The organism is Lactivibrio alcoholicus (genome assembly GCF_055390895.1).
The window spans coordinates 2,660,581-2,678,575 of sequence record NZ_AP042471.1 but is presented as its reverse complement, the minus strand read 5'-3'; the positions used below and the strand labels follow the sequence as shown (position 1 = coordinate 2,678,575).

The 17,995-nt window shown below is 60.1% G+C and carries 15 protein-coding genes; 2 read left to right on the top strand and 13 right to left on the bottom strand.

Features of this window, described 5'->3' with window-relative positions:
* Positions 1–84 precede the first annotated feature (84 nt).
* The 10 genes from hydA to ACZ5IU_RS12205 all read right to left on the bottom strand — a co-directional run bounded on the left by hydA (position 85) and on the right by ACZ5IU_RS12205 (position 12,861).
* A complete protein-coding gene (gene hydA / locus ACZ5IU_RS12250; RefSeq protein WP_464417714.1) occupies positions 85–1,434 on the bottom strand; it encodes a dihydropyrimidinase in 1,350 nt (449 codons plus the stop codon).
* A gap of 197 nt (positions 1,435–1,631) precedes the next feature.
* The gene (locus ACZ5IU_RS12245; RefSeq protein ID WP_464417712.1) at positions 1,632–2,828 is read right to left on the bottom strand and encodes a YgeY family selenium metabolism-linked hydrolase; all 1,197 of its coding nucleotides are present in this window, start codon (positions 2,826–2,828) and stop codon (positions 1,632–1,634) included.
* A 46-nt stretch (positions 2,829–2,874) separates the two neighbouring features.
* Positions 2,875–4,464, bottom strand: coding sequence for an N-acyl-D-amino-acid deacylase family protein (locus tag ACZ5IU_RS12240; RefSeq protein ID WP_464417710.1), 1,590 nt, complete (start codon positions 4,462–4,464; stop codon positions 2,875–2,877).
* Between the two features lie 38 nt (positions 4,465–4,502).
* Positions 4,503–5,837: a TRAP transporter large permease gene (locus ACZ5IU_RS12235; RefSeq protein ID WP_464417708.1), complete on the bottom strand. Its 1,335-nt coding sequence runs from the start codon at positions 5,835–5,837 to the stop codon at positions 4,503–4,505.
* A 4-nt stretch (positions 5,838–5,841) separates the two neighbouring features.
* Entirely contained in the window at positions 5,842–6,360 is a 519-nt protein-coding gene (locus tag ACZ5IU_RS12230; RefSeq protein ID WP_464417706.1) for a TRAP transporter small permease, read from the bottom strand.
* A gap of 88 nt (positions 6,361–6,448) precedes the next feature.
* Entirely contained in the window at positions 6,449–7,531 is a 1,083-nt protein-coding gene (locus ACZ5IU_RS12225) for a TRAP transporter substrate-binding protein (protein ID WP_464417704.1), read from the bottom strand.
* Between the two features lie 116 nt (positions 7,532–7,647).
* Complete coding sequence (locus ACZ5IU_RS12220) at positions 7,648–9,129, bottom strand: pyridoxal-phosphate dependent enzyme (protein ID WP_464417702.1); 1,482 nt, start codon at positions 9,127–9,129, stop codon at positions 7,648–7,650.
* 10 nt (positions 9,130–9,139) lie between these two features.
* Entirely contained in the window at positions 9,140–10,396 is a 1,257-nt protein-coding gene (locus ACZ5IU_RS12215) for a serine hydroxymethyltransferase (RefSeq protein WP_464417700.1), read from the bottom strand.
* The gene (locus ACZ5IU_RS12210; protein WP_464417698.1) at positions 10,386–11,639 is read right to left on the bottom strand and encodes a threonine synthase; all 1,254 of its coding nucleotides are present in this window, start codon (positions 11,637–11,639) and stop codon (positions 10,386–10,388) included. Before ACZ5IU_RS12210 ends, ACZ5IU_RS12215 begins: the two co-directional genes overlap by 11 nt.
* A 28-nt stretch (positions 11,640–11,667) precedes the next feature.
* Positions 11,668–12,861: a YgeY family selenium metabolism-linked hydrolase gene (locus ACZ5IU_RS12205; protein ID WP_464417696.1), complete on the bottom strand. Its 1,194-nt coding sequence runs from the start codon at positions 12,859–12,861 to the stop codon at positions 11,668–11,670.
* A gap of 131 nt (positions 12,862–12,992) precedes the next feature.
* On the opposite strand from ACZ5IU_RS12205, the gene ACZ5IU_RS12200 reads away from it, so the two are divergent.
* Positions 12,993–13,889, top strand: coding sequence for a LysR family transcriptional regulator (locus tag ACZ5IU_RS12200; protein ID WP_464417694.1), 897 nt, complete (start codon positions 12,993–12,995; stop codon positions 13,887–13,889).
* Positions 13,890–13,900: 11 nt separating this feature from the next.
* Here ACZ5IU_RS12200 and pepF read toward each other — a convergent pair whose 3' ends face one another.
* From pepF to ACZ5IU_RS12185, 3 genes are read right to left on the bottom strand one after another with little or no spacing between them, the layout of a single operon-like run.
* Positions 13,901–15,772: an oligoendopeptidase F gene (gene pepF, locus ACZ5IU_RS12195; protein ID WP_464417692.1), complete on the bottom strand. Its 1,872-nt coding sequence runs from the start codon at positions 15,770–15,772 to the stop codon at positions 13,901–13,903.
* A 12-nt stretch (positions 15,773–15,784) separates the two neighbouring features.
* A complete protein-coding gene (locus tag ACZ5IU_RS12190; protein ID WP_464417690.1) occupies positions 15,785–16,675 on the bottom strand; it encodes a metal ABC transporter solute-binding protein, Zn/Mn family in 891 nt (296 codons plus the stop codon).
* 43 nt (positions 16,676–16,718) lie between these two features.
* The gene (locus ACZ5IU_RS12185; protein ID WP_464417688.1) at positions 16,719–17,312 is read right to left on the bottom strand and encodes a flavin reductase family protein; all 594 of its coding nucleotides are present in this window, start codon (positions 17,310–17,312) and stop codon (positions 16,719–16,721) included.
* Positions 17,313–17,500: 188 nt separating this feature from the next.
* Here ACZ5IU_RS12185 and ACZ5IU_RS12180 point away from each other — a divergent pair, with 188 nt between their 5' ends.
* A complete protein-coding gene (locus tag ACZ5IU_RS12180; RefSeq protein WP_464417686.1) occupies positions 17,501–17,986 on the top strand; it encodes an Hsp20/alpha crystallin family protein in 486 nt (161 codons plus the stop codon).
* Positions 17,987–17,995: the final 9 nt, after the last annotated feature.

The following is a 17,995-nucleotide window of genomic DNA, read 5'->3' as shown; positions in this document are numbered from 1 at the left end:
ACACTTCCTCCTCTGGCTCTGGTTTCGCACACTCCGCACATTGACGGGCGGGGTGATTGGCAAAAACTATGGCATCTATCAGTCCTATCGCGGCAGGAAACGACCACGCCCCTTTGCGCCCGTATATTCTCCGTCCTCGACGATCACTTCGCCGCGGGAGATGGTCATTCGGTTCTTCCCCCGGATCGTCCACCCCTGATACGGAGAGAAATCAGTCTTCATGTGAAGATCCTTCGCGAACAGGCGCCACTCGACGGACGGATCGAAGATCGCGAGGTCCGCGTCCGCTCCCGGAAGGATGGCCCCCTTTCTCGGATACAGGCCGTAGAGGCGCGCGGCGTTCTCGGAACAGACGCACGCCATATCGGACAACGTCAGGGTACCCCGGTCGACCCCTTCGGAATACACGAGCGACATCATGGTCTCGACGCCCGGCAGTCCGTACGGAAGGTCCGCAAACGATCCCTTCCACGTCTTCTGTTCCTTCGTGAAGGGACAATGGTCCGTGGCGACGAAGTCGATTTCCCTGTCGGCGAGCGCGTTCCAGAGGGCGTCCTGGTCTTCCTGCGTCCGGAGCGCGGGTGCCGCCGAGAAGAGATGTCCCTCGGGACGGTCGTAAGCGTCCTTCGCGAGCAGAAGGTACTGCGGACAGGTCTCGGCCGTCATGTCGGCTCCATCGTCGCGCGCCCGGCGAACTTCGTCGAGCCCCATACGGGAACTCACGTGGACGATGTGGACCCGGACTCCCGTGTACCACGCAAGCCAGGCGATCGACGATATTGCGGCCGCCTCGCAGAAATCCGGGCGGGAGAGCGGAAGTCCGGATATCTTCGCCTTGTCTCCGGCGCTCATCTCCGACTGGATCGTCCGGATCATGCTCTCGTCCTCCGCATGAACGAGAGCGACTCCGTCGAGTCCGGCGATCGTGTCGAAGGCGCGCAACAGGGCGCCGTTCTCCGAACGTCTTCCGGACGACTCGTAGGTCGTGTAGAACTTGAAGCTCCGGATGCCCGTTTCGACCGCTTCGCGAATCTGCGCGGGCCGTTTCGCGCTCCATCCGACGACTTCCGCGTGCAGCGCGTAGTCGACGACGGAAGACGACGCGTCGGACAGTCGCCTCCGGATGTCTTCCGTCAGGGAACTCCCGGCGCTTCCGACGGTGAAATCCATGATCGTTCCGATACCGCCGCAGGCGGCGGCGATCGTTCCCGACTCGAAATCGTCGCTCGAACACAAAGAGCCGACGGGCAGTGCCATGTGCGTGTGCGGGTCGATTCCGGCCGGAAAAACGAGCTTGCCCTCCGCATCGATCTCCCTCGCGCCCGCAAATCCGGACCCCAGCGCGGCGATGCGCCCGTCCGCCACGGCGATATCAGTGTCCAGAACCGCATCTCCCGTTACAACAGTTCCTCCGCGAACGACGAGATCGTACATGAAAGACCTCCTTCACATCTCATCGGGACAGGTCCCCAAACCACAAAAGGGGAGGCATCCGAGCCCCCCCTCTCAGTTATTTCGCTTCGTTATGATTGTCGCGTTCCATACGCAATATTGTACAGCATTTTCTCCAGTTTTTTTTCCCAGCGTCTTTTCCGACATTTTCGAAAGGGGCCGGCTCTCGTCCGGACGCGCTATCGCGTCACTTTCCCCCCGAGAACGGACCGTACGATCCCCAGGTACCCGTCGCAGGCTCTTTCGAGCTGTTCGATCTCGATGTATTCGTCCACAACGTGCGCGAGATGTTCTTTCGATCCTCCGAAACCGATCGTCGGAATTCCGGCCTTTCCGGCGTAGTAGCTTCCGTTCGTACAAAACGCGTAGTGCCCGACTTTCGGCTCCAGCCCCACGGAACGCAGGCCGTTCAACGCAGCCGCGACAAACCAGTGGTCTTCCTCGTACAACCACGCGGGCGCGAAGCGGGCGGCTTCGATTTTCTCCCCCGTATAGCACGTGTCGGCTCCCCTCGCGATGGAAACGGACGCCTTCAGGTCGCTCCCTTCGGCGATCAGTTCGTCGATCACATGCCGGACCTGTTCGAGGACATGCTCCTCCGTATCGGAGGTGAGGAGCCGCCGGTCGAACGTCACTCTGCACTTCTCGGGAACGACGCTGGCTCCGGGATACGGAGTCGATATGATGTCCGTGAGTTCCATGATGCCCTTTCCGAGAACGGGGTGCTCGTCCGGAACGAACCGGCGTTCCAGACGGGCAAGCAGAGGTACCATTGCCTTGACCGCATTGACGCCGACCTCGGGACTCGAGGAATGCGCGGACCTGCCGTACGTTTCAAGCACTACTTCCGCCCTCCCACGCTGTCCGCGCATCAGGTTCAGCGAGGAAGGCTCTCCGATGACGACACAGTCCGGCGCGCATCGGCTCCCGATACTTTCCGAAGCGACCCCCTCGAAACATTCTTCATGAACGCATCCCGCGACGACGACTTCTCCGCAGATACCCCGGAGATTCCTCTTCGCCAGACCGGCGGCCTGCGTCATCGCCGACAGGTTTCCCTTCATGTCGGTCGTTCCGCGGCCGTAGATCTTTCCGCCGGAGACGTCCGCGGAATACGGAGCGTGCGTCCAGAGCGACGGATCGGCGACATCGACGTGATCCATATGTCCCTCGAACAGGATCCTTTTTCCTCCGTCACCGAGACGAACGCGTCCGATGACGTTTCCGTATCCGTCCCGTTCGACGGAATCGAAACCGAGCGCCCGCATCTCCCGTTCGAGAAGATCCGCGACATCGCGCTCCCTGCCGGATAGGCTCGGTTTTTTGATCATCTCTCTGCAAAAGGCGACAAGGGCCTCTCGATCGCGTGCTTCCATGGCAAAGATCACTCCTTCACGAATTCTGCTACCGGATTGAACGACGTCACCGGGCGAAACGGACGACCTCGCCGGCCCCGGACGACGTGAACCCGGAATTTTCGATGACGATCCGACCGTTGACGATGACGTGGGTTATTCCCTTCGGGTACTGCTTCGGCGCCTCGTAGGTCGCCGTATCGATGACGGAATCGGGATCGAAGACGACGACGTCCGCGCGATAGCCTTCCCGGAGCAGGCCTCTGTCCTTTATCCTGAAGATCGACGCCGGACGCCCCGTCATTTTGTGAATGGCCGTACGCAGATCGAGAACCTTCTTTTCCCGGACATACCGCCCGAGGACACGGGGATACGTCCCGTAGACCCTTGGGTGCGGGTGAGACCCGAGGATTCCGTCCGTACAGACGTTTTGCAGCGGATGGGCGAGGATCTTCTCGATGTGTTCCTCGAGACCGTAAAAATTCACCATGCCGACCGACATATCCTCTTCGAGCAGGAGATCGAGCGTTGCGTCGATCGGATCCTTTCCACGGAGAAGGCCGATCTGGGACAGGCTCTTCCCGACCACATCGGCATTTTTCGTTGTCTTGACGAACGAGACGAAGATGTTGTCGATCCCCGCGAAATCCACGAAGTTGTCCCACCCCGGAATGCCGGCGTCGATATCCTTCTTCATCCGCGCGCGCGCTTCGGCGTCCTTCAGGCGGAGAATCGCCTTTTCCGTTCCCCCGTCGTGCGCCCAGGGCGGCATGACGACGCTCAAGGTCGTACTTCCCGCAGTGTAGGGGTACTGGTCGACGGAGACCGGCATCTCCCGCGCCGCCGCCTCGAGCTTCTCCATGACCGGTTCGAAAAGACTGGCGTGTTTCTTGCCGCACACTTTGAAGTGGGAAAAATGAATGTGGCATCCCGATTCCCTGCCGATGGCGAACACCTCGTCCATGGACTTCAGGATATCGGCGGCCTCGCTTCTCTGGTGAATCACGAACGGCAGGCCGTACTTCGCCAGCACCCGCGTCACCTCGACAAGTTCCCGATGTGATGCGTACGGACACGGGGGGTAGATCAGACCGATGGACATACCGACGGCTCCCGCCTCGATCCCAGCCTCGGTGAGGTCCGCCATCCTCCGGATCTCGGCGTCCGCCGCCTCCCTGATTCCGAGGCCGACGACGCAGAGCCGCACGTTTCCGAACGGTACGAGATACGCGATATTCGGCCCCAGTTTCTGCCGCGACAGCCGGTCGAGGTATTCGGCGGAGGAATTCCAGTCCCACTCGACCTCGTACTGCCCTTCGAGCCCCGCCATCGACTTCTTCCACGATTCCAGGTATTCCGGAACGATCGGCGCGAGCGACATGCCGTCCTGTCCGATGATGTCCGTCGTAACGCCCTGAGCGGTCTTGTTCGTGATGGCTGGGTCGAAGAGCGCGACCAGGTCGGAATGGCTGTGGGTATCGACGAATCCCGGAGCGACGGCCATCCTCTCCGCCTCGATGATCTTTTTCGCCGCGGCACCGTCCAGCCTGCCGATTGCGGCTATCGTTCCGTCCTTTATCCCGATATCGCGAATTTCGCCTTCGCTGCCGTCTCCTGTATAACACACGCCGTTCCGGACAATCAGATCATAATCCATTCATTCGCACCTCCAGTATGCTGCAAGCGACGTCCGCCCTACCGCCAGAGCCCGACGACTTCCGGTCCAAGTACGACCTCGGGGAGCCAGCAGGAGAGGAAGGGGATATACGTCGTCAGAAGGAGAACCGGAATCGCGACGAAAAGAAGGAAGGGCATCATCGTCTTTGTGAGTTCCCCGGCCGGAACGTCGGCCAGACGGGATCCCACGAAAATCGACATCGCGAAGGGAGGCGTCATGACCCCGATACCCACGTTGACGACCATCATCGAACCGAGCTGGACGAGATTGATCCCTAGTTGCGTCATGAGCGGCATGACGAGCGGCACTACGAGGACGAGGATCGGGATTCCGTCCAGGAACATTCCGAGGAAGAGGAGGAAGATGTTGAGCATGAGCAGGATGAGATACTTGTTTTCGAACAGGGAGAGCATGAAGGCGGCGAGTTCCTGGGCGACGCCCTGTCGGGTGAGGAAACGCGTCAGAACGGTCCCGCCCGCGAGAAGAAGCGTCGTCATTCCGAAAGTGCCGACGGTGCTCGAGAATGAGTTCTTCAGACGATCCCACGAAAGCTCTCGATAGACGAACCACCCGACGAAAAGACAGTAGACCGCCGCGATTCCTCCCGCCTCGTTTGGGGTAAAAATCCCGCCGTAGATTCCGACGAGAATGAGAGCGGGGCACCCCAGAGCCGGAAGCGCAACCCACGTCGATTTCCCCAGCTCGCGGAGCGATTCTCCGAATGTCGCCGGCAAGACGGGTTTCTCGACGCTCTGAATCACGAATCTGTTGACGACGCAATAGTTCATGATCCCGTAGCCAAGCGCGAGCAGCAGCCCTGGGAACACCGTCGCGAGAAACAATGCTGCGACGGACTGTCCGGCCAGAAGGCAGTAGATCATCGCGGGGACGCTCGGGGGGATCAGGTACCCGAGAAAGCTCGAGGAACACAGGATTGCGGTCGTGTAGACCCGTTTATAGCCGTATTTCTCCAGCCGAGGGACCAGAAGGGGAATCAGCGCGGCGATGCACGGCACTGAAGATCCCGTAAGGGCTCCCATGAACAGCGTCGCCACGATCCCGACCGCGGGAAGCCCTCCCTTCAGCCTGCCGACCAGAGCATAGGAGAAGCGAACGATCTTGTCGGCGAGCCCGGCATCGGAAATGAGCGCCCCGGAAAAGACGAAAAACGCGATGGCCATGATCGTCGCGGAATCAAGCGAGTGAAAAAACGTATTCGCCATAAACGTTGAAGGACTTCCGAGAACGAGCAGTCCCAAGGCCGTCGCTCCGAGGAAAAGCCACCCGATCGGGAGCCCGAAAAGAATGCCGACGAGAAATCCTGCGATCGTAACGGTCGAACCCCAGTCCATTTTCCTATTCCTTCCCTTCGCTTCGGAGCCACAGGCATTTCCGGATCTCGAAGGCCGATTGCGCCGCGTGCCAGGAATAGTGCGCAATGGCAAGAACAACCATCGCAGCCATCACATACGAAAGCCAGCTCAGGTTAAACCAGCGAACCATCGTTGCGTATTCGGGATACATCATCGAGCGCTTGAACAAAACCCATACGGAAGGGACAAACGACACTATCATGACGACAGTAACGATATATTTTATCAAAAGATATATTTCTAATTTTAATTTATTATTTTTCAAATAAGCATCCGGAAATATATCTACCGAAATATGAGTTTTTACCGCAGAACCGTATGAAATAGCGCTATAAATCGCAAATATAAATATATACAACATCAAATCTCCAAGCCACATTACTTCGTAATGAAGCCAATACCTGTTCACAACCTGGCAGAAATTCAGGATTATGGCGATTCCAAGACCTACGGCCCCGAGCAGTAATTCCGCGTTCGTCAATCTGTCGAAAAACCGTTTCATTGGTGCATCTCCTTTCCGAAGTGCGGCTGGAACTGTGCAAAAGACGGGGCGAATATGTCTCGCCCCGTCTTTGCCGAGGAGAAAGAGTTTACTTCTTTGCGGCTTTCTCGGCCAGAACCTTCTCGTGAATTGCCGTCAGGCCGTCAAGGATCTTCTTGGTCATGTTCTGTCCCGGGTAATGCTTTTCCAGCCACGGAGTGCAAATCTCTTCCCAAATCGCCAGAGAGTCCGCCTTGGCCCTGAAGGCTGCCTTCTCTTCGGGCGTCGGATAGTAGATCTGGAAGTTCGGTTGTTTCGACAGGAACTCTATGAATTGCTTGATGGCCTTTTTCTGGACATCGTACTGGTGAATCTCTGCCTCTGCGGCGGCCTTTTCCACGGCTGCCTTCAGATCCGCCGGAAGTTTCGCCCAAAGATCCTTGTTGATGATGACCTGATTCGCGTCCCACATCCAGTCGAGCGCCGTGTAATACTTCAGAACCTCATAATGCCGTTCTTCGACGAGGGACGGCCACATGGACCAGCACCCGTCGACGACCTTGCGGCTCAGCGCGTTGTACAGTTCGCCCCAGGGCACGGTTTCCGCCGTCATGCCAGTTCCCTTTCCCATGTTCAGCAGTCCCTTCGCGCTCCCGAGCGAGGAGGAAACACGCATCTTGAGTTTCGCGAGGTCTTCCGGTTTCTTGATGGGGCGGACATTGTTGCCGAGACCGTAGGATCCCTGGGAAACGGTGAAGAGAATGTGCATCCCGACTTCGTTGAACGCCTTCTCGAGTACGGAGTAAAGGACTCCGTCCGGTCTCGCGAACGCAAGCATCGATTCTTCCCACGACTCCATGGTCCATGGCATCCAGTTGAACATTCCGCCGGGGACGAGACTTACGTACGGCGCAACGCCCGCCATCTCGATTTCTCCCGTCTGTACGCCGTGGAAGATCTCGTCGTGCGTCCCCAGGAGATTGTTGGCGAAGAACTCCACCTTTATCCTGCCGTTACTGTACTTCTCGATCAGCTCGCAGAAAAGTTTGTACGACTCGGCCTGTGTCGCCCTCGTCGACGTCTGCCCGAAACGCCACTTGTACTCCGGATTCGCCGCTTCCGCATTCAACGCCATAAAAACCGAACCGCACAACACAGCCGCGCACACAAAACGCCCAAGCCACTTCCGCATTTCGTTCACAACCTCCCCTGAAACGGATTCCCGTCATTCCCGACGGGTATTCCGTCCCGGAAGATGAGGGGTGTCTCCGAATCTCGAATCTTCCGGGACAAAACCCAAGTTACCTGTCAGAGTAGCCCTTGCTTTAAAAGCCCCGTCATATCGTTGAACGCGTCGATTCGTTCGTCGATGACCTTCGCCATCCGGTGGATGGAGCCCCAGTACTCCTCGTGGTCATACCACTGGGCGTTCAGTTCTTCGGATGTCTTCCCCTGCTGCTCGACCCACGTGTAGTATTTGAGATTATGGACCCGCTTCCTGTCCTGGTAGTTCATCTCGAGCATACAGTCGGTGCCGGTTCCGAGGACGTAACGGCCGTGATCGACCGCCGCCTGCGTCTCGGAATACGCGCCAAGCTCGGCGTCCATTTCCTTGAGCCGCGACCCGTACATTTCCATGGAATCCGTAAGGACCGTGACGACGACGTCGTGTCCCGTAAGGTCGTAGTATTTCGCGGCCTTGATGGCCATCAGGATATTCGCCGCTCCCGATATGCCGATGAGCGGCAGTTTTCCGAGGAACGAATCGTCGACTCCCGCAGCCTTCAGGTACCGGATTCCTGCCGGATCGTTGAAGATCCGGATCATCGCCATCGAAGCGGCGTCGTCGACGTCGATGATGAGATCAGTATTCCGGACGTTGTGGATCCACGGTATGTGCTTGTCGCCGATGCCTTCGATCCGGTGCGCGCCGAAACCGTTCCAGAGCAGGGTCGGACACTGGAGCGCCTCGCCGACGCCAAGGAAGCTTCCGGGGAAGACCTCCTTGAGGTAGTCGCCGGAGCCCGTGGTTCCCGCCGAGCCCGACGTAACCACGACGCCCGCGCAGCGGTCCTTCGGCCCCATGACGGCCCGGAGAGCCTCCTCCATCGCGTGCCCCGTGACTTCGTAATGCCAGAGATGGTTCCCGAATTCGTCGAACTGGTTGAAAACGACGATATTGTCCCGCGTCCTCCGGAGTTCCCAGACCTTGTCGTAGATCTCCTTGACGTTGCTCTCGGTTCCCGGAGTCGCGATAATCTCGCCGGCGACCGTCCGGAGCCATGTGAACCGTTCCTGGCTCATGCCTTCCGGAAGGATCGCGATCGAATCGCACCCGAGAAGCTGCGCGTTGTACGCGCCGCCGCGACAGTAGTTTCCCGTCGAAGGCCAGACGGCCTTCTGCGATGTCGGGTCGAACTGTCCCGTAACGAGACGCGGAGCGAGGCACGCGAAGCTCGCACCGACCTTGTGGGCGCCCGTCGGGAACCACTTGCCGACGAGTGCCACGATCCGGGCGTCGACACCCGTGACGCAGGACGGGATTTCGATGTAGTTCACATCGCCGTACAGGCCTCCCTGTCTGACGGGTTCGTTCTTCCACGTAATCCGGAAGAGGTTCGCCGAATCGACGTCCCAGAGCCCCACGCGACGGAGACGTTCCTTGAGGGCGGCGGGAGTGTGCGTCTCCGGATCCTTCATCTGACGGAACGTCGGAATGACGATGTTCTTTTCCCTTGCCCGCTGGACGGCCTTTCTGAGTTTCCCTTCGTCGACTGTGAGGTCGATCATCGCCCCGCTCCTAGAGGTCCGCGTACAGCGGATGCCTGGAACACAGCTCCAGAACCTCCGCGCGGATGGTCGCAAGCGTCGCCTCGTCGTCGATATTTCTGATCGTCCTGTCGATCCACGCCGCGAGCGTCTTCATGTCGCTCTCCCGCAGGCCGCGCGTCGTCACGGCGGGCGTTCCGACCCGGATTCCGCTCGTCACCATCGGACTCTGAGTGTCGAACGGCACCGCGTTCTTGTTGACCGTGATTCCGGCCCTGTCGAGGGCGGCTTCCGCCGCCTTTCCCGTCACACCCTTGCTCGTCAGGTTGATCAGGATGAGATGGTTGTCTGTTCCTCCGGAAACGAGATGGAAGTCGCGGGAGAGAAGCGCATCCGCGAGCGCCTTCGCGTTCGAGACGATCTGCTTCTGGTACTCCCTGAATTCCGGACGGAGCGCTTCCCTGAACGCGACGGCCTTCGCCGCGATGATATGCATGAGCGGGCCGCCCTGCATTCCCGGGAAGATCGATTTGTCGAGATCCTTCGCATAGGCGGCCTTGCACATGATCATTCCGCCCCTCGGGCCGCGGAGCGTCTTGTGCGTCGTGGTCGTGACGAAATCGCAGAACGGCACCGGATCCTTGTGCAATCCGGCGGCTATCAGGCCCGCGATATGCGCGACGTCGAACATGAGCATGGCCCCGACCGAGTCGGCGATGGTCCGGAAGCGCTCCGCGTCGATCTCGCGCGGATAGGCCGACGCACCGATCACGATGAGCTTCGGACGATGCTCCTTCGCGAGTCGTTCGACCTCGGCGAAATCGATGGTTTCCGTCTCGCGGCTCACGCCGTACGGGACGATGTTGAAGAGCTTGCCGGAGAAATTCACGGGGGATCCGTGCGTGAGGTGTCCGCCGTGCGCGAGATTCATCGCGAGAATCGTGTCTCCGGGCTTGAGAACGGTGAAGTAGACGGCCATGTTCGCCTGGGAGCCGGAATGCGGCTGGACGTTGACATGGTCGCAGTGGAAAAGGGCCTTCGCCCGGTCCCGCGCGAGGTTTTCGGCTTCATCCACGACGTGGCATCCGCCGTAATACCTGTGGGCGGGATAGCCCTCCGCGTACTTGTTCGTGAGTACGGATCCAGCTGCCGCCAATACTGCCGGGGAAACGAAATTCTCTGAAGCGATGAGTTCGATTCCGTCCTGCTGGCGCTTCTTCTCCCGGCCTATGATTTCGAAGATTTCCGGGTCCGTGTTCCTCAGAATTTCCGACGCCTTACCAAACATACGACACCACTCCTCTCGCTTTGCTTCTGAAATCATCCAGATCCGGATCCGCCACGATCGGCGATCCGACCGACTTGCGGGCGCTTTCTATGTCTTTCAGACCGTTTCCGGTGACAACGATCGCAACGCTCTCATCCGCCGCCAACCGGCCTTCGGCCGCCATTTTCCTGAAACCCGCGAAAGCGGCTGCTCCGGCCGGTTCTCCGAAGACCCCGACCGAGCGCGCGAGTTCGGGAATCGCTGAAAGGATTTCGGCGTCGCTCACGGCCACGGTCGTCCCTCCCGACGTACGGACCGCCCGAAGAGCCTTCGCCCAGTTCCTCGGAGCTCCGACGGAAATGCTGTCGGCGACGGTGTCGGCAGGGCCGAATGTGACTCTTCCGGAACCGGATTCCACCGCGTCGTGGATCGGACGCGCCCCTTCGGCCTGAACGCCCGTGATCTTCGGCATCCGGTCGATGAGTCCGAGGCGCATGAGATCGAGGAAGCCCTTATGGAGTCCACCGATGCAGCATCCGTCCCCTACGGAGATGAACACTCTGTCGGGGACCTCGAAATTCAGCTGCTCGGCGATTTCCATCGCGCAGGTCTTTTTCCCCTCGACGAGGTACGGATTGATTGCGCAGTTCCGGTTGTACCAGCCGTAGGCATCGATCGCGGCCGTCGCGAGCAGAAAGGCGTCGCTGTAATCTCCCCGGACGAGGACGACCGTCGCCCCGTAGACGAGCAATTGCGTCACCTTCGCCGCCGGAGCCGTCTGCGGGACGAAGATGACGCTCGCGAGACCGCTCACTGCGGCGAATCCGGAGAGCGAACTCGCCGCGTTTCCGGTCGACGCGCACGCGACGACGGTCTGTCCCGCGTCGAGAGCCTTCGCGACGCCGATTGCGCTCGCACGGTCCTTCAGGGACGCCGTCGGGTTCCGCCCGTCGTCCTTCACGAAAACCTTTCGGATTCCGTAGGCCCGTTCCAGCGCCGGCGCCTCGTAGAGCGGCGTCCATCCGACGGAGAGCGGCGGCATGTGCGACTCGTCTTCGACGGGGAGCACCGCGCGATAGCGCCAGAGCGACCGGGTTCCGTCCGAAGCGAGCGAGTTCCTGTTCATGTGTTTGCGGACCTCGTCGTAGTCGTACAGGACATCGAGCGTCCCGTCGAGTCCACAGTCCGGACAGGTATAACGGACATCTCCCGGAGCGAATTCCCTTCCACAAAGAACGCACTGCATTTTCACCGGTTTCGTCAAACGAACACCCTCCTGTTTTCCCCCCGGATCACGCGGCAAGAACACCCGAGGCGATGCCGTAATACCCTCGGCACGCGGCCAGAAGCTCTTCGATTTCGATGAACTCGTCGACGCCGTGCACCCGATCCTGTCTCGAAGGTCCGAACAGGACCGTCGGAAGCCCGAGCGTTCCCGCATAGTGGCACCCGTTCGTCCCGAAGCCAGGGCCCGATGAGACGCAAAGCGGGAGACGCATCCGCCGCAGGCCGTCCCGGACGCGCCCGAGAAACGGGTCGTCGGACGACAGCACCCAGGCCGGAGCGAAGTGTTCTCCCGCAAGGATCGATCCGGTATAGCAGCGCTCTTCCCCTTTCGAGACGTACACGTCGACATTCAGGGTTTGGTCCGTCGCGGCGAGCCGGTCGACGGTCGTCTGTATCTGGGCGATAACCGCCTGTTTCGTTTCACCGAGAAGGAGTCTGCGGTCGAATGTGGCCGTACAGCGATCGGGAATGGCGCCTGCACTTGGAAGAGGCGACGAGCACAGACTCGTCAGGACGAGAATGCCTTTGCCGAGGAAGGAATCCATCGGCGGGAGAAACTGTTCCTTGAGCGCCGCGATGAGAGAGATCATCTTGTTCGCGGCATTGATCCCATACTCCGGGTTGGCCGAATGCGCCATGACGCCGCGGGTCTCGACGACGATCTCCGCCCTGCCCCGCTGCCCGCGGGCGATACGGAGATCCGTCGCCTCGCCGAGAATCACCCAGTCCGGGCGGACCGATTCCCCGACAACGCGCGACGAAAAACCCTCGAACCGTTCCTGCTGGACGGTACCCGCGACGAAAAGCTCCCCCGAGAGTGCGGCTCCGAAATCTTCCTTCAGAAGGGCTCCGGCGAGGATCATCGCGGCGAGACTGCCCTTCTGGTCGGCGGCACCGCGACCGTAGATCCGGCCCCGCTCCACGAACGCGCCGTATGGATAACGGCTCCAAGACGCGGGATCTCCCGTATCGACGTGATCCATCTGCGCTTCCATGAGAAGGCGCCCCCCCGGTGCGGCGAAGGCGATCCGGCCGACGACGTTTCCGCACGAATCGACGGCAACGTCGTCATATCCGAGGAAGTGCATGTACCCGGCAACGCAGCGTGCGACATCGACCTCATGCCCGGAGACGCTGGGTCTGCGGATCAGATCCTGACACAATACGATCAGGTCGGACGTACGCTTTCCGTCAAGCATGACATTCCTCCCGAAAAGGCGGCACCCATGAACGTATCCACCTCTACATCGGAGGATATACCATCCGCGATTATTTTCAATAAAGACATTATAATGAGAGTGATCGTTTTTCCTTATATCAGGGAAGTGTGGTGCGAGGAGTGAATATCGAACGCTTTCGCGTGTTTCTCATGATCGTCGAGGAGGGGTCGTTCCGCCGTGCCGCGGAGCGGCTTTTCCTCTCGCAGCCGTCCGTGAGCCAGCACATCGCGGCTCTCGAGCGCGAGTACGACGTCCGGCTCTTCGAGCGCAGGGGACGTTCCGTTTCCCTGACCCCGGAGGGAAGGGCCCTTCACGTCCTCGCGACCGATCTCCTCCGGAAGGCCGACGACATTCCGGCTAGGTTCCGGGAGATGCAGCTTCTCAAGTACGGGAAACTTGCGATATCGGCGACGTCCTATGCGCTGTACCGGCTCGTTCCCGAGGCTTTCCGCCTCTTCCGGGAACAGTTTCCCCACATTTCGCTCTCTCTTTCCACGGGAGAGAGCCGCGAAGCGACGGCAGCAGTCGCAAACGGCTCCGCGGAACTCGCGCTTCTCGGAAAGGATTCCGGATACCCCCCCGAGCCCGGTCTGACCTGCCGCGTCCTCGGCATCGATCCCCTCGTCACCGTCGCGACGGAGGGGGCTTCGGGATTGCCGCTGATCCGCTACGCTCCCGGCTGCCCACTCGCCCCCTTCGCGAATTCGCTTTTCGTCCGACCCCGTTCTGAATCCCCGGACGCGCTCACGGTCAACAGCATCGACGCCGCGAAAGCCCTTGCACTGCACGGCGCAGGTCAGGCGCTCCTCCCGGCCTCGTGCGTCGCGGAAGAGATCGGGAACGGGCGTCTCCGGAGGATCGGCGCCGGACAAACAGAGCAGTCTCCTTGGGAGATCCAGGTCTGCTATTCGACGATCCGCGGACTCTCGTACGCGGGATGGGAAATGGTCCGCATCCTCGACCGGTGCGCCGGCGACATTTTCGCGTCCCCGGCGCCGGATGTGTGAGTCTCAGCCGGTCAGTCGCCGCTCAGCAGCCTCCGGAAAAGCGCCAGTTTCCGGCTGAACGCCGCGACCGCGTCCTCGATGGGCTTCGGCGTCGTCATATCGACTCCCGCCTCGCGCAGGATATCGAGCGACCACGCCGATCCGCCCCGCGAGAGGAAGCGCATGTACCGTTCGCGCTCCCCGCGTCCTCCTTCGAGAAGCATCCGGGAGAGCGAAACCGCCGCCGAGAATCCAGTGACGTATTTGTAGACATAGAATGCGCTGTAGAAGTGCGGAATCCGCGCCCACTCCATCGCGAGCGGCCCGTCGATCGTCATCAGCGGCCCGTAGTAAGCCTCGTTCAGCTGACGCCAGGCGTCGCAGAGCATATCGGGCGTCAACGCCTCGCCCCGCTCCGCCGCGGAATGCGTGATGCGTTCGAACTCGGCGAACATCGTCTGGCGGTAGAGCGTCGTCCGCGTCTGTTCGAGATCGTGATTGAGAAGCGACAGGGTCCGTTCGCGATCGTCGCTCGTCGACAGGAGATGTTCCGAAAGCAATGCCTCGTTCGTCGTCGAGGCCACCTCGGCGAGAAAGATCGTGTAGTCTCCGTACACCCACGGCTGCGTCGCGTGCGAGAACCACGAATGAAGCGCGTGCCCCATCTCGTGCGCGATCGTGAACACGTCCCGGAGCGTGCCGTTGTAGTTCAGGAGCACGTAGGGATGCGTCCCGTAGCTTCCCCAGGAATACGCGCCCTTCCGCTTACCCTTATTCTCGTAGATGTCGATCCATCGCGACGAGAACCCCTTCCGAAGGACCGAGAGATACTCCTCGCCGAGAAGCCGCAGCCCATCGGTCACGATCTCCTCGGCGCGATCGTACGGGATCCCCTCCTTCGGCTCCTTCGCGAGAGGCGCCGCAATGTCGTACATATGGAGTTCGGGGACTCCGAGAACATTCCTGCGGAGAGCCATATACTCGTGCAGCGGCGCGAGGTTCGCCCTGACCGTATCGATCACCGTGTCGTACACTGAAGCCGGGATGTTGTCCCCGTAGAGCGAGGCATCGAGCGCCGACGGGTAGCGGCGGCACGCGCTGTAGAAGAGATCGCCCTTGACGCTTCCGGAGTACATGGCTCCGAGGGCGTTTCTGAACGCTTCGTACGTTCCGTGGATCCCCTCGAACGCGTCCTTCCGGACCCTGCGGTCCGTCGAACGGCTGAGACGGTAGTAGCGCTCCTCAGTCAGTTCGATCTCTTCGCCGAGCTCGTCGGTGATCCTCGGAAAACGCATGTCCGCTCCGGAGAAGAGCGAAAAGACGTTTTCGGGCACGCGTGCCAGATCGCCGGACCGCGCCAGGATTTCCTCCTCCCCGGTCGAGAGCGTATGGTCCTTCATTCTGAGGATGCTTTCGAAGAAGAATGCGTACGTCTTCAATTCGGGAAGCTCTTCGAGGAGCCGCCCGATTTCCTCCCTGCCGGCTTTCATCGCTTCCGGAACGAAGAAAGCGAACGCAGTCCCGAGTTTCACGACAAGAGCCGTGGCCCTGTCCGCCATCGCCTGCCTCGCCGAAAGCGACGAGTCCTCGTGGCTCCCCATGACCGCGTGGACATAGACCTTTCCCGCCAGGATCTCGATGCGCTCCCGAAACGCGAGAAACGAGGCGAGGCGCGCGGCGGAGGCGAAGACCACGCCTCTGTACGCGGCGACATCGTCGCACGCCGCCGACACCTCGGCGAAGGCGGCTTCCCAGTCTTCCTCCGACGCGAAGATATCCTCGAGGCGCCACCGCCTTTCTTCGGGGATCATCGAACGTTCCGGCAGTTCTCCGGCTTTCGTGAACCCCTGAATGTCTCCCGTCGATCCCTCGGGGGCGAGGAACGTTCCGAATCTGCTCACCATCTTCGGTCCTCCCTACCGCAACGCTGCGGCGAAGGCAGCCGCGACCGCCCGCATATTCGCGATCCAGTCCGGAGAAAGCGGATCCGCCTCGGCGATTTTCGCGTCGAGCGCTTCCGCTATCGTCGTCGCACCCCGCCTCGAGAACTGCGGCGATACGAAAAGAACCCTGACATTCGCATCCGCGGCGATTTTCATGATCCGCTGCAGATCGACGGCGCGCGGCTCCTTCCCCTCGACCTCGACGGCGAGCTGGACGAGACCGTAGTCACGCGCGAAATACCCCCACGCCGGGTGGAAGACGAGAAATCGCATCCCCATACGTCCCGAGAAGAGCGATGTCAGTTCGTCGTCGAGCGATGCGATGTCCTTGAGCATCGCTTCGTATCCCGCGCGGTATTCAGCCGCGCCCTCGGGGTCCGCCGCGACGAGCCCGCCGAGAATGTTCGACGCGATAAGCGTCGCGTTTTTCGGACTGCACCAGACGTGAGGATCGATCCCCCCCTCGTCGTGTTTTTCCTTTCCTTTCTTCGGCGCGGGAGCGACACGCATGCTTTCCGCCATCGGAATCGGAGATATTCCCTCATCCGCGCGAATCACGCGGAGAGATGGAGCGTTCTTCGCCACGCGCTCGATCAGGACGGACTCGAAGGGCAAACCGAGCGACACGTAGGCCTTCGCTTTCGAGAGAGCCACCATCTGCTTCGGCAGAGGTTCGAAAACATGGGGATCCTTTCCGGCCGGCAAGAGAACTTCCACGCTCACTCTCGAACCGCCGATCCGCTCGACAAACGAACGGAGAGGCGGAATGCCGACCACAACCGACGCAGGAGCCGCCTCCGCGACAGACATCGCCGCAAGCACCAGAAGGGCCGCCAGGACGAGCCCCTTCTTTCTTCCGATCATATTCTCCATCCTTTCGGGGTTTCGATGAACAACACCCCGCAGATTATACGCCTCTCCCTGAGGAACCAAGGTATTTCCGGGCCTCCGAATAGGCCTTCCCGACGGGCCGGCCGATTCCGTAGTACGTCCCGTATTTCGGCATGAAAACCAGCGGACGGACCTTCAGGGGATCCGGAAGCCCGTTTCCGTCCAGAACGGAAGGGTCAGCCCACGAACGAAGCACCTCCCCGACGAACTGCACATGTGAACCGAGTTCCAGGGTGTGCGTCACCCTGCACTCGATCGAGATCGGACACTCGACGACCAGTGGAGCGTCGACGAACGTTCCCCTTTCGGTCGTCAATCCCGTCTCGCGGAACTTGTCGTAGTCCCTCCCAGAAAACAAGCCGAAGAAATCGGCCTGCGCAACCTGATCTTCCGACGCGATGTTCACGGTGAACGCCCCTCTGTCACGAATGCATTCGTAGCTGTAGCGCAACTTCTGGACCGAGATGGCGATGCAGGGCGGTACGGAGCAGCATACTCCTCCCCACGACGCCGCCACGGCGTTCGCCCGCCCGTTCGCGTCATAGCACCCTATGATCAGCACCGGCACCGGATAGACGGGCGTCTGAAGCTCCAGAGACTGCTTGTTCACTCCTCGATCATCCTCTTTCGCTCGATTGGAGAAGCAATCACGAGAAATCTTAACCGAAGCGCCGCAAAATGAATATATTCCTTCGTGAGTGAGAGCAGACGTTTCTGAATGCACTTGTCTAACCAATGCTGATATATATAATGATGACAACTAAGGTCAACATACATCAATACAGGAGGTGTTTCGAAATGACACGAAGATGGCTTGCGGTCCGACCGGCGGAGAGTCTCTTCCCGACCGTTCCGTTCGGAGGCGTCGACAGGATGGTGCGAGATATGATGCGCGTTTTCGACGAATTCAATGCAGATCTCGGCTATTACGCCGATCCTTCGAGAAATATGGCCGTACCTCGCGGGGACTTTTACCGGAAGGACGGGAAGATCTACGCGGAGTTCGAACTCCCCGGGATCGATCCGGAGAGGGTCGAGCTGAACGTCTACGCCGACAGGCTGGAACTGAAGGCCGAGAAGACGGACGAAAAAAAGGTCGAGGAAAACAACGTTTTCCGGTCGGAACGCTATTACGGAACCGTTTCGCGTTCCATCCAGTTCCCGGTCGAAGTCGATCCCGACAGCGCGAAGGCATCATTCCGCAACGGGGTTCTTCAGATCGAGATCACCGAAAAGACGCAGACCGAAACCTGCAGGAAAGTCTCAATTCAGCAGACCGAATAATCGATGTCC

Coding starts and splice junctions, on each gene's coding strand:
- hydA (WP_464417714.1), bottom strand. CDS start 1,434: ATGTACGATCTCGTCGTTCGCGGAGGAACTGTTGTAACGGGAGATGCG.
- ACZ5IU_RS12205 (WP_464417696.1), bottom strand. CDS start 12,861: ATGCTTGACGGAAAGCGTACGTCCGACCTGATCGTATTGTGTCAGGAT.
- pepF (WP_464417692.1), bottom strand. CDS start 15,772: ATGGTGAGCAGATTCGGAACGTTCCTCGCCCCCGAGGGATCGACGGGA.
- ACZ5IU_RS12190 (WP_464417690.1), bottom strand. CDS start 16,675: ATGATCGGAAGAAAGAAGGGGCTCGTCCTGGCGGCCCTTCTGGTGCTT.
- ACZ5IU_RS12215 (WP_464417700.1), bottom strand. CDS start 10,396: ATGTTTGGTAAGGCGTCGGAAATTCTGAGGAACACGGACCCGGAAATC.
- ACZ5IU_RS12180 (WP_464417686.1), top strand. CDS start 17,501: ATGACACGAAGATGGCTTGCGGTCCGACCGGCGGAGAGTCTCTTCCCG.
- ACZ5IU_RS12225 (WP_464417704.1), bottom strand. CDS start 7,531: ATGCGGAAGTGGCTTGGGCGTTTTGTGTGCGCGGCTGTGTTGTGCGGT.
- ACZ5IU_RS12220 (WP_464417702.1), bottom strand. CDS start 9,129: ATGATCGACCTCACAGTCGACGAAGGGAAACTCAGAAAGGCCGTCCAG.
- ACZ5IU_RS12230 (WP_464417706.1), bottom strand. CDS start 6,360: ATGAAACGGTTTTTCGACAGATTGACGAACGCGGAATTACTGCTCGGG.
- ACZ5IU_RS12240 (WP_464417710.1), bottom strand. CDS start 4,464: ATGGATTATGATCTGATTGTCCGGAACGGCGTGTGTTATACAGGAGAC.
- ACZ5IU_RS12245 (WP_464417712.1), bottom strand. CDS start 2,828: ATGGAAGCACGCGATCGAGAGGCCCTTGTCGCCTTTTGCAGAGAGATG.
- ACZ5IU_RS12235 (WP_464417708.1), bottom strand. CDS start 5,837: ATGGACTGGGGTTCGACCGTTACGATCGCAGGATTTCTCGTCGGCATT.